Origin of the sequence: Pseudoalteromonas sp. SG41-2, assembly GCF_014164535.1 — a bacterium.
Classification (GTDB): Bacteria; Pseudomonadota; Gammaproteobacteria; order Enterobacterales; family Alteromonadaceae; genus Pseudoalteromonas; species Pseudoalteromonas rhizosphaerae.
In genome coordinates, this window is the sequence record NZ_JACJFK010000034.1 from 1 (window position 1) to 13186 (window position 13186).

The 13186-nt window shown below is 43.6% G+C and carries 8 protein-coding genes; all 8 read right to left on the bottom strand.

The window, feature by feature from the left end; translation table 11 throughout:
- The coding region (locus H5186_RS20155) for a GTP-binding protein (RefSeq protein WP_246175643.1) at nt 1-161 on the bottom strand (161 nt) is incomplete at its 3' end.
- Between the two features lie 63 nt (nt 162-224).
- Nucleotides 225-2339, bottom strand: coding sequence for an elongation factor G (fusA, locus tag H5186_RS20160; protein WP_145238305.1), 2115 nt, complete (start codon nt 2337-2339; stop codon nt 225-227).
- A 27-nt stretch (nt 2340-2366) separates the two neighbouring features.
- A complete protein-coding gene (rpsG, locus tag H5186_RS20165) occupies nt 2367-2837 on the bottom strand; it encodes a 30S ribosomal protein S7 (RefSeq protein ID WP_016710546.1) in 471 nt (156 codons plus the stop codon).
- Between the two features lie 97 nt (nt 2838-2934).
- Nucleotides 2935-3309, bottom strand: a complete 375-nt coding sequence (gene rpsL / locus H5186_RS20170; protein ID WP_002958885.1) for a 30S ribosomal protein S12 — start codon at nt 3307-3309, stop codon at nt 2935-2937.
- Nucleotides 3310-3504: 195 nt separating this feature from the next.
- Nucleotides 3505-7680, bottom strand: coding sequence for a DNA-directed RNA polymerase subunit beta' (gene rpoC / locus H5186_RS20175; RefSeq protein ID WP_145238302.1), 4176 nt, complete (start codon nt 7678-7680; stop codon nt 3505-3507).
- A 103-nt stretch (nt 7681-7783) separates the two neighbouring features.
- The gene (gene rpoB / locus H5186_RS20180) at nt 7784-11809 is read right to left on the bottom strand and encodes a DNA-directed RNA polymerase subunit beta (RefSeq protein ID WP_145238299.1); all 4026 of its coding nucleotides are present in this window, start codon (nt 11807-11809) and stop codon (nt 7784-7786) included.
- Nucleotides 11810-12080: 271 nt separating this feature from the next.
- A complete protein-coding gene (gene rplL, locus H5186_RS20185) occupies nt 12081-12443 on the bottom strand; it encodes a 50S ribosomal protein L7/L12 (RefSeq protein ID WP_064668694.1) in 363 nt (120 codons plus the stop codon).
- A gap of 76 nt (nt 12444-12519) precedes the next feature.
- Nucleotides 12520-13014 carry a 50S ribosomal protein L10 gene (gene rplJ / locus H5186_RS20190; protein ID WP_145238296.1) on the bottom strand — a complete coding sequence of 165 codons (495 nt, stop codon included), beginning with the start codon at nt 13012-13014 and terminating at the stop codon, nt 12520-12522.
- Between the last annotated feature and the right edge of the window lie 172 nt (nt 13015-13186).

The window sequence follows — 13186 nt, forward strand, 5'->3', positions numbered from 1 at the left end:
GGAGCGTTATCGATTGATGCGAAATCTTTAGCAACACCGCCGTATACTTTTGCAAGTACGTTAGTGATTGCTGCAGTTAGGGTAGTTTTACCGTGGTCAACGTGGCCGATTGTACCTACGTTTACATGCGGTTTTACGCGTTCAAACTTTGCTTTTGCCATCTTAAAAAATTCCTATAAAGAAATTAAAGGTTCAGTCCACTGTGGACCAAACCGAGCTAAAAATTACTTAACAGCGCGAGCTGTAATTATTGTGTCCGCAACATGTTTCGAGGCTTCAGCGTACTTCAAAAACTCCATAGAGTATGAGGCACGGCCTTGTGTTGCAGATCGTAGATCAGTAGCATAACCAAACATTTCAGAAAGCGGAACCTGGGCGTTAATTAATTTAAGTCCACCTAGCGCATCTTCCATGCCTTCGATCATACCGCGGCGACGGTTTAAGTCACCAACTACATCACCCATGTTTGCTTCAGGAGTGAGTACTTCAACCTTCATCATTGGCTCTAATAGTACAGGGTCTGCTTGTAGCGCACCTTGTTTCATTGCCAGTGAACCCGCTATTTTAAATGCCATTTCATTCGAATCTACATCATGGAATGAACCATCATATAAAGTCGCTTTCACACCAAGTAATGGGTAGCCTGCCAGCACACCTTGAGACATTTGCTCTTGGATGCCTTTATCTACCGCAGGGATGTATTCTTTTGGAACTGAGCCACCTACGGTTTCGTTAACGAACTCGTAAATTGGGGCTTCATCATCCGAAATATCCATCGGTTCAAGTTTAAGCCAGACATGACCATATTGACCACGTCCACCTGATTGACGTATGAATTTACCTTCAACTTTAACAGTTGAACGAATAGCTTCACGGTAAGAAACCTGCGGCTTACCAACGTTACATTCAACACTGAATTCACGTTTCATACGGTCGACAATGATATCAAGGTGAAGTTCACCCATACCAGAAATAATAGTCTGGCCTGATTCTTCGTCAGTTTGTACGCGAAAAGACGGATCTTCTGCCGCTAGTTTACCTAGCGCGATACCCATCTTATCTTGGTCAGCGATTGTGCGAGGCTCAACCGCAACAGAGATAACTGGTTCAGGGAATTCCATACGCTCAAGCGTAATAATAGAATTCGGATCACACAGTGTTTCACCTGTTGTTACGTCTTTGAGACCAATAGCCGCCGCAATATCACCTGCGTAGACTTCTTTGATCTCTTCACGTGAGTTTGAATGCATCTGAACGATACGGCCAAGACGCTCACGCTTACATTTTACTGGGTTGTATACCGCGTCACCCTGTTTAACAGTACCAGAGTAAACACGGAAGAAAGTTAAAGTACCAACGAACGGGTCTGTTGCAATTTTAAAAGCAAGTGCAGCAAACGGTGCGTTGTCATTAGCTGGACGTTCTTCCTCAGTACCATCTTCAAGGATACCTTGAATTTGTTTCACTTGTGTTGGTGCAGGCATATATTCAATAACGCCATCAAGCACAGCTTGAACGCCTTTATTTTTAAATGCACTACCACATGTAACTGGGACGATTTCGTTAGCCAATGTACGCTGACGCAAAGCATTTTTAATTTCTGCTTCGCTCAGGTCTTCACCTTCCAAATACTTATCCATTAGTTCTTCAGATGCTTCAGCAGCGCTTTCAACTAAGTTCGAGCGCCATTCTTCAGCTAAATCTTGAAGTTCTGCCGGTATTGCCTCATAGGTGAAAGTCATTCCCTGGTCTTCATCATTCCAGTTAATCATTTTCATTTTTATGAGGTCAATAACACCTTTAAAGTCGTCTTCAGCGCCTACTGGTAGCTGAATTGGAACAGGCGTTGCTCCAAGACGAGATTTCACCTGGCCAACAACCGTTAAGAAGTCAGCGCCAGTGCGATCCATTTTATTTACGAAGATCATTCTCGGAACTTCGTATTTGTTCGCTTGACGCCAAACTGTCTCAGTTTGCGGCTGTACACCAGATGAAGCACAAAGCACAACTACCGCACCATCAAGTACACGTAAAGAACGTTCTACTTCAATAGTGAAATCCACGTGCCCTGGAGTATCAATGATATTGATACGATGAGCGTCAAATTGCGCGTCCATCCCTTTCCAGAAACACGTTGTTGCAGCAGAAGTGATTGTGATACCACGCTCTTGTTCCTGCTCCATCCAGTCCATAGTTGCGGCGCCATCATGTACTTCACCGATCTTATGAGAAAGACCTGTGTAGAACAGAACACGTTCTGTTGTGGTGGTTTTGCCTGCATCTACGTGAGCAACAATACCGATATTGCGATAGCGCTCAAGTGGAGTTGTACGTGCCATAAAATCCTCTTAAAGGTTAAGGACAGATTACCAACGGTAATGTGCGAATGCTTTATTCGCTTCAGCCATACGGTGAACGTCTTCACGTTTCTTAACCGCAGTGCCTTTGTTGTCAGCAGCGTCAACAAGTTCTTGAGCTAAACGTAAGCCCATAGATTTCTCGCCACGCTTACGTGCAGCGTCTACTAACCAACGCATACCTAATGCGTTGCGACGTACTGGACGTACTTCTACTGGTACTTGATACGTTGAACCACCAACACGGCGAGATTTAACCTCAACCTGTGGACGGATGTTTTCAAGTGCAGTTTCAAAGATTTCAAGGTGCGATTTGCCTGATTTCTCAGCAGCCACATCTAGCGCACCGTAAACGATTTTTTCAGCAGTAGATTTCTTGCCGTCTAACATTACGATGTTAACGAATTTTGCAAGAAGTTCCGATCCGAACTTAGGATCTGGAAGAATTTTACGTTGACCTATTACGCGTCTTCTAGGCATTTTGTATCTCCGGTTTATTCAGGTTTGCTCTTTCGAGTCAATCACCCAAAACAATAATTAAAAATATTTAGTGCTTGGCCTTACTAACGGAATACAATTAGCCTTTAGGGCGTTTTGCACCGTATTTAGAACGAGCTTGACGACGGTCGCTAACGCCTGCACAGTCAAGTGCACCACGAACAGTGTGAAAACGCACACCTGGTAAATCTTTAACACGACCACCACGGATTAGGATTACACTATGCTCTTGAAGGTTATGACCTTCACCACCAATGTATGAAGTTACTTCGAAACCGTTAGTTAAACGTACACGAGCTACTTTACGTAACGCCGAGTTTGGTTTCTTAGGTGTAGTTGTATATACGCGAGTACATACACCGCGCTTTTGCGGACACGCTTTAAGCGCAGCTGAGTTACTTTTCGTAACCTTGCTACGACGTGGCTTACGCACTAGCTGGTTAATAGTTGCCATTTAAATAGCTCCTGAAATTAAAATTACTACTGAAAAAAATAAAAAAATCCGCCCTTTATTTACAAGCTCGTACCAAACGTGCAGGTAAATGGGTGGCGGAATTTTAATGAGCAAAGATTGAGCTGTCAACCTAAACCGTTAGCAAGGCAGTAGATAACTGCCTTGCAAAAACCTAATCTATTGATTAAGTTAGATTTATTGATTTCCAGATAAATCCGCGTTTAAAGCATCAGTTAGCGCTTGAGTTGCCTCTTCTGCACTTACTGTTTGCTCTTCAACTACAACTTTGCTCTGCTTACGACGAGCCATACGTTCTTGATGATACGCAAAACCGGTACCGGCTGGGATCAAACGACCCACAATTACGTTTTCTTTCAGACCGCGAAGTTCATCGCTCTTACCATTTACAGCGGCTTCAGTTAGGACACGAGTTGTCTCCTGGAACGAGGCTGCCGAGATGAAAGATTCTGTGGCTAGTGATGCTTTAGTGATACCCATTAATTGGATTTCATATTTAGCAGGTAACTTGCCTTGAGCTTCTAAGTCGCGGTTTGCGATATTAACGCGTGCCACTTCAATTTGCTCACCGGCTAAGAATTCACTATGGCCGCCGTCAAGGATCGTACACTTACGGATCATTTGACGGATAATTGTTTCAATGTGCTTGTCATTGATCTTAACGCCTTGCAAACGGTAAACCTCTTGCACTTCGTTAACGATATAGTTAGCAACATGAGTCACACCACGTAGGCGTAAGATGTCATGTGGTGATTCAGGACCATCGGCGATAACTTCACCTTTAGACACTTGCTCACCCTCAAACACGTTAAGTTGACGCCACTTAGGGATCATTTCTTCGTAATGATCGCCTTCAGCTGGAGTAATAACTAAACGCTTCTTACCTTTAGTCTCTTTACCGAAGCTAATCGTACCGGTGATCTCAGCTAAGATAGCTGGCTCTTTCGGTTTACGCGCTTCAAATAAGTCGGCTACGCGTGGTAGACCACCCGTGATATCACGAGTTTTCGAACCTTCCTGCGGAATACGTGCTAACACGTCACCTGGGTTTGCCGTTACACCGTCTGTTACTTCAATCGTAGTGTATGAAGGAAGACGAGTTTCTTGCAGACCGCGCTCTTCACTTTCGATGATAAGCTTCGGCTCTTTCGCATTTATCTTAGCAAGATCTTTAACAACTACACGGGTTAAACCTGTTAGTTCATCAGTCTGTGCTTCAGTGTTGGAGTCATCGATATCGCTGAACGATACTTTTGACTTATGCTCAAGAACGATTGGGTGACTATGCGGGTCCCAAGTAGCAACGATGTCGTTACCTTGAACTTCCGTATTGTCTTGTACTGTTAATACCGCACCGTAAGGTACTTTATAACGCTCTTTCTCACGACCATGGCTATCGATGATAGTGATTTCAGTAGAACGAGAGGTAATAACAATCTTACCGTCAGTGTTTAATACATATTTTGCGTTATGAAGCTTCAATGTACCGTTAGTTTTAACTTGTACATTGTTTTCAGCAGATGCTCTTGATGCTGCACCACCGATGTGGAAAGTACGCATCGTAAGCTGTGTACCCGGCTCACCGATTGATTGTGCCGCGATAACACCTACTGATTCACCCGCGTTGATGATATGACCACGTGCAAGGTCACGACCGTAACACTTAGCACATACACCAAAGTCGTTATCACAGGTGATAACTGAACGTACGCGAACCTCATCTACTGAGTGCTCTTCTAAAAGATCACACAGTTTTTCGTCAAGCATGATATTACGCTCTACTAGTACTGTATTAGTACCAGGGATCACAATATCTTCAGCAACAACACGACCAAGTACACGTTCGCGAAGTGCTTCTACAACGTCACCACCTTCAATAAGCGGTTTCATTGTTAAGCCATCTTCTGTGCCACAATCGTCTTCGTTGATTACCAAATCTTGTGCAACGTCTACTAGACGACGCGTTAGGTAACCCGAGTTCGCTGTTTTCAGTGCTGTATCGGCAAGACCTTTACGCGCACCGTGCGTTGAGATGAAGTACTGAAGTACGTTTAGACCTTCACGGAAGTTAGCGGTGATTGGCGTCTCGATGATTGAACCATCTGGACGTGCCATTAGACCACGCATACCTGCTAGCTGACGGATCTGAGCGGCACTACCACGAGCACCAGAGTCGGCCATCATAAACACTGAGTTAAATGACGGTTGCTCTTCTTCTTCACCTTGGGCATTGATAACCGTGTCTTTTGACAAGTTGGCCATCATTTCACGTGATAAGTTTTCATTTACACGTGACCAGATATCGATAACTTTATTGTACTTTTCACCAGCCGTTACAAGACCTGATTGGAATTGTTGGTTGATTTCAGTTACTTCAGCTTCAGCTGCTTCGATAATTGATGCTTTGATCGGTGGGATAACTAAGTCATCGATACCGATTGAAACACCTGACTTCATTGCGTAGTGGAAACCGGTATACATAACTTGGTCAGCAAAGATAACTGTATCTTTAAGACCAAGACGACGGTAACACTCGTTTAATAAGCCAGAAATTTGTTTCTTACCTAGGGCCTGATTGATTGACGAAAACGGCATGCCTTTTGGTAAAATAAGAGACAAAATTGCACGACCAACAGTTGTATCGATAACAGTTACAGTGTCTTCTACTACACCATTTTCGTTTTTAACTGATTCGCTAATACGTACTTTCACGCGAGCGTGAAGGTCTGCATTACCGCTGCGGTATGCTTTTTCTGCTTCTTTTGGATCTTTTAAGATCGCGCCTTCGCCTTTCGCGTTGATGCGGTCACGGGTCATATAATATAGACCCAATACAACGTCCTGTGATGGAACGATGATTGGCTCACCATTCGCAGGAGATAGGATGTTGTTTGTTGACATCATCAATGCACGAGCTTCAAGCTGCGCTTCAATCGTTAGCGGTACGTGTACCGCCATTTGGTCACCATCGAAGTCGGCGTTGTAGGCCGCACATACTAATGGATGCAAATGGATTGCTTTACCTTCAATAAGCACAGGTTCAAACGCTTGGATACCCAAACGGTGAAGTGTTGGTGCACGGTTAAGTAATACTGGATGTTCACGAATTACTTCGTCTAATACATCCCATACTTCCGGAACTTCACGCTCTACCATTTTCTTAGCAGCTTTGATTGTCGTAGCCATGCCGCGACGCTCTAGTTTGCCATAGATAAATGGTTTGAATAGCTCAAGTGCCATCTTCTTAGGAAGACCACATTGGTGAAGCTTAAGTGTAGGACCAACTGTGATTACAGAACGGCCTGAATAATCTACACGCTTACCAAGTAAGTTCTGACGGAAACGACCTTGCTTACCCTTGATCATATCAGCAAGAGATTTAAGCGGACGCTTGTTAGAACCTGTAATTGCACGACCACGACGACCGTTATCAAGTAGCGCATCAACCGCTTCTTGTAACATACGTTTTTCGTTGCGTACGATAATATCCGGTGCAGCTAAATCTAGTAGACGTTTAAGACGGTTATTACGGTTAATAACACGACGGTAAAGGTCATTTAGATCAGAAGTCGCAAAACGGCCACCATCAAGTGGTACTAATGGACGTAGATCAGGTGGCAATACTGGAAGTACTGTCATGATCATCCACTCAGGGTTATTACCTGACTGGTGGAACGATTCCATTAATTTAAGACGTTTAGTGATCTTCTTACGCTTAGTTTCAGAGTTAATTGTTGGTAACTCTTCACGCATTTCAGCAATTAATTGCGCAAGATCGAGTTCACGAAGCAAGTCTAATACTGCTTCAGCACCCATCTTCGCTTCAAACTCATCACCGTGCTCTTCTAGTGCATCTAGGTATTCTTCTTCACCTAATAGCTGACTACGCTCAAGCGTCGTCATGCCAGGCTCAGTTACTACGAATGATTCGAAGTAAAGAACACGTTCAATATCACGAAGCGTCATATCAAGCATTAAGCCAATACGTGACGGTAATGATTTTAAAAACCATATATGTGCAACTGGGCTCGCAAGGTCGATGTGACCCATACGATCGCGACGCACTTTAGTGAGTGTTACTTCAACGCCACACTTTTCACAGATCACACCACGGTGTTTAAGACGCTTATATTTACCACATAAGCATTCATAATCTTTCACTGGACCGAAAATACGGGCACAGAATAAGCCATCGCGCTCAGGCTTGAAAGTACGGTAGTTAATAGTCTCAGGTTTCTTTACTTCACCGTATGACCATGAACGAACCATGTCTGGTGAAGCAAGACCAATGCGAATTGCATCGAATTCTTCGGTCTTATTTTGTTGCTTCAGAAACTTAAGTAAGTCTTTCACCTTAGCTCTCCTGTCGGAGTTAATCTTGAGGACGGATGATTTCGTCCCTACATTCTATTCGGCCGTAACAGATGCTGCAGGCTAGCTGCAGCATCTAATTGGCTTAATTTTCTTCCAACTCGATGTTGATACCCAGTGAGCGGATTTCTTTCAACAATACGTTGAACGATTCTGGCATACCTGGTTCCATTTTATGGTTACCATCAACGATGTTTTTATACATCTTAGTACGACCGTTCACGTCATCCGATTTCACTGTTAACATTTCTTGTAGAGTGTAAGCGGCACCGTATGCTTCTAGTGCCCATACTTCCATCTCACCGAAACGCTGGCCACCGAACTGTGCTTTACCACCCAGCGGCTGCTGAGTAACAAGGCTATAAGAACCAGTAGAACGCGCATGCATTTTGTCATCAACTAAGTGATTCAGTTTCAGCATGTACATGTAACCAACAGTTACTTGACGTTCAAACTGATCGCCAGTACGGCCATCATAAAGTGTAACCTGACCACTACGAGGGTAGCCAGCTAGCTCAAGCATGTCTTTGATTTCGCTTTCTTTCGCGCCATCAAATGCAGGAGTAGCGATTGGTAAACCACCTTTTAAGTTTTCAGCCAAACGACGAATTTCGTCATCTGTGAAGCTAGCAATGTCTACGAACTGACGAGATTCACCAATTTCGTATGCTTGCTTGATGAAGTCACGTAGCTCATGAAGCTCACGTTGTTCTTTCATCATTTCTTCAATACGCTCACCAATACCACGAGCAGCTAGACCCATATGTGTTTCAAGGATCTGACCGATGTTCATACGTGATGGTACACCCAGCGGGTTAAGTACGATATCAACAGTACGACCTTTATCATCGTATGGCATATCTTCTACTGGTACGATAGTCGAGATAACACCTTTGTTACCGTGACGACCCGCCATTTTATCACCTGGTTGGATACGACGTTTAACAGCTAGGTATACTTTAACAATCTTAAGTACGCCTGGTGCTAAGTCATCACCTTGGGTAATTTTACGACGTTTGTTTTCAAACTTTTTATCGTATTCAGCTTTTAGCTCATCGTACTGGGCTGCTAGTTGCTCAAGTTCAGCTTGCTTATCTTCTTCAGCAAGGCTTTGAGTTAGTAGCTTCTCAGCATTCAATGACGCTAATCTATCTTCATCTTGACCGGCTGCGATAAGTAACTTACGAGCACGATCTAACACGCCTGCTTCAAGAATACGGAATTCTTCGTTAAAGTCTTTTTTCGCGTCACGAAGTTGCATTTCTTCAACTTCTAGCGCGCGCTTGTCTTTTTCAACACCATCACGGGTGAAGACTTGCACGTCAATTACAGTACCTGTTACAGAGTTTGGTACACGTAATGAGCTGTCTTTAACGTCAGACGCTTTCTCACCAAAGATAGCTCGTAGTAGCTTCTCTTCAGGAGTTAATTGCGTTTCGCCTTTCGGAGTCACTTTACCTACTAGGATATCGCCGCCTTTAACTTCAGCACCGATATAAACAACACCTGATTCATCAAGCTTGCCTAGTGCAGATTCACCCACATTCGGGATATCTGCAGTGATCTCTTCAGGACCTAACTTAGTATCACGGGCAACACACTGTAGTTCTTGAATATGGATAGTCGTTAGACGATCTTCTTCAACTACGCGCTCTGATAGTAAGATTGAATCCTCGAAGTTATAACCGTTCCATGGCATGAATGCCACGCGCAAGTTTTGACCAAGGGCTAAGTCACCTAAGTCAGTCGAAGGACCATCTGCTAACACGTCACCACGAGTAACCGGTTCGCCAACCATACAAGTTGGTTTTTGGTTAATACATGTGTTTTGGTTAGAACGTGTGTATTTGGTTAAGTTGTAGATGTCGATGCCCGCTTCACCAGGGATGCGTTCTTCTTCATGTACATTAACAACGATGCGACTTGCGTCAGCATACATTACTTCACCACCACGTTTAGCAACAATCGTTACACCAGAATCTTTCGCTAGTGTTAACTCAATACCAGTACCTACTAACGGTTTGTCCGCTTTCAATGTTGGTACTGCTTGACGTTGCATGTTTGAACCCATCAATGCACGGTTAGCATCATCGTGTTCTAGGAACGGGATAAGTGCTGCCGCTACAGAGATCACCTGTTGTGGTGATACATCCATATATTGCTGGTCCATGCGACCCATAAAGGTAGATTCACCTTTGTGACGACATGGGATTAATTCATCAACAAACTCATTGGTTTCAGTTAAGTTTGAGTTCGCCTGTGCGATAACAAACTGACCTTCTTCAATGGCTGATAAGTAATCAACTTCATCAGTTACTACACCGTCTACCACTTTGCGGTAAGGTGTTTCTAAGAAACCATAGTCATTGGTACGTGCGTACGTAGACAATGAGTTAATTAGACCGATGTTTGGACCCTCAGGAGTCTCGATTGGACATACGCGACCATAGTGAGTTACGTGAACGTCACGTACTTCAAAGCCAGCGCGTTCACGTGTAAGACCACCCGGCCCTAATGCAGAAATACGACGTTTGTGCGTCACTTCTGATAGCGGGTTATTTTGGTCCATGAACTGTGATAACTGAGACGAACCAAAGAACTCTTTAACTGCTGCCGAAATAGGCTTAGCGTTAATAAGATCTTGTGGCATGATCGCATCTAGGTCACCTAAGCTTAAACGCTCACGTACCGCACGCTCTACACGTACTAAACCTACACGGAACTGATTCTCAGCCATTTCGCCAACACTACGAATACGACGGTTGCCTAAGTGGTCGATATCATCAACATCGCCTTGACCGTTACGAATAGAAATTAATACTTTCATAACAGACACGATGTCTTCTTTGCTTAATGTGCCTGGGCCTGTGTCAGTGTCATAACCAACACGGCTATTGAACTTCATACGACCTACAGTAGATAAGTCATAACGTTCTTCAGAGAAGAACAAGTTCTCAAATAAGGCTTCAGCCGCGTCTTTCGTCGGTGGCTCGCCTGGGCGCATCATGCGATAAATTTCTACTAGTGCTTCTAAGCGGTTAGTGCTTGAATCAATACGTAAAGTATCAGAAATATATGCACCGCTGTCCACTTCATTGATATATAGAGTATCAATTTTAGTGTGACCTGCTTTAACCAATTCAGCCATTAACTCTAAAGTTAATTCATCATTCGCGTTTGCAATCACTTCACCCGTTGACTCATCAACGTAGTTTCTAGCAATTACACGGCCAATGATATACTCATGGGGTACTTCTAAATGGCTAATGCCTTTTTTCTCAATGCTCTTGATATGACGCGCTGTTACACGACGGCCAGACTCAACGAACACTTCACCGTCTTCACTTTTTATATCAAAGGCAGCGGTTTCACCACGTAAACGTGATGGCACAAGTTCCATAAGAACTTTACCGTCAGTTACTTCAAACGCAGTGGTTTCGAAGAAGATGTTTAAGATCTCTTCTGTCGTGTACTCAAGTGCACGCAACATGATTGACGCCGGTAATTTACGACGACGGTCAATACGTACATATAAGTTATCTTTTGCATCAAACTCAAAATCTAACCATGAACCACGGTATGGGATAACACGTGCGTTATAAAGCACTTTACCTGATGAGTGAGTTTTACCGCGGTCGTTATCAAAGAATACACCAGGGCTACGGTGTAGCTGAGAAACGATAACACGCTCTGTACCATTGATTACAAAAGTACCGGTATCGGTCATGAGCGGAATTTCGCCCATGTAAACTTCTTGCTCTTTAATGTCTTTAACTGTGCCTGGCGCTTCTTTATCCATCACCACAAGGCGTAGTTTTACGCGAAGTGGAGCAGAATAAGTCACACCGCGAATTTGACATTCTTTTACATCGAAAACTGGCTCACCAATACGATAACTTACGTATTGAAGCTCAGAATTTCCCGAGTAGCTTTTGATTGGGAACACAGAACGGAAGGCAGCTTCCAAACCATGATCGCCATCAGCGTCCGGCACTAAGAATTTTTTAAACGATTCTAACTGCGTTGACAGTAAGAAAGGTATATCCAAAACTTGTGGACGTTTACCAAAATCCTTACGGATACGTTTCTTTTCAGAATAAGAGTAAGCCATGGGGTTCCTCAGCTTGCTGATCTTTGACCCGACCTGTTCTTGTAAGAACAGACTTAACTGGCATCTAAGCCAAGATTGTACAACATTTAATTGTTGTTCCAATTAACTCCCACTTTAACACTAGCAAACTATAAAGCGTTGAAAGTAAAGAGAAAATTAGATTTTATTTGAGCTATAGGAATACATCGCTCTATAGCGCAAAAAGGCCGGTGATTAAATAATCACCAGCCCTTGCCTGATTTCTCAGACAGCGAACTTAGCAAAAGCTAAATTACTTAACCTCAACTTCAGCACCAGCTTCAGTAAGGTCTTTAGCAAGAGCTTCAGCTTCTTCTTTAGATACACCTTCTTTAACAGGTGTAGGAGCAGCTTCAACAAGAGCTTTCGCTTCTTTAAGGCCTAGGCCAGTTGCGCTACGAACAGCTTTGATTGCCGCAACTTTATTAGCGCCAGCGCCAGTAAGGATTACGTCAAATTCTGTTTTCTCTTCAGCAGCTTCAGCAGCAGGACCTGCTACCATAGCAGCTGCAGCAGTTACGCCGAATTTTTCTTCCATTGCTTCAACAAGAGCAACAACGTCCATTACTGACATTTCAGCAATTGCGTCAAGGATTTGGTCTTTAGTTACAGACATTACAAATTTCCTAATAATTAACGGACTCTAGGTCCAAAAAAATTTTACACCGAAAGATTGATTAAACAGCTTAAAATTAAGCAGCTTGCTCTTCTTTCTGTACACGTACTGCTTCAATTGTTTTACACAATTTGCCAGCAGACGCTTCTTTCATAGCGCTCATTAAGCGTGCAACAGCTTCGTCGTATGTAGGTAATGTAGCAAGCATTGCTGCATCAACAACATTTCCTTCAAAAGCGGCCGTTTTAAGCTCAAATTTCTCGTTCTTCTTTGCAAAAGCAGAAAAGATACGCGCAGCAGCACCTGGGTGCTCTGATGAGAAAGCGATTAAGCTTGGACCAACAAATGAATCAGAAAGGCACTCAAACTGTGTTCCTTCAAGAGCACGTTTTGCTAAAGTGTTACGGACAACTTTCATCCAAACACCATTTGCACGAGCTTCTTTACGAAGGGCAGTGATTGCGCCAACTGTTACACCACGAGAATCTGCAACAACTGCAGATAGAGCACCATTGGCTGCTTCGTTGACTTCAGCAACAATTGCTTTTTTGCCTTGAAGATTTAAAGCCATGGGTGTTACTCCTGGTTTAATGGGTTACCGTACATCGGCTTCCCTGTTCTACTCTTCCCTACCAAACAAGATAGAGATGCTTTTTACGGCGAGAGCCAGAAGATTAGGAAAAATCTATCTGGGGATTCACACCGTCTACGTAGGTGAATATTAAGGCCGAAGCCACCTACGG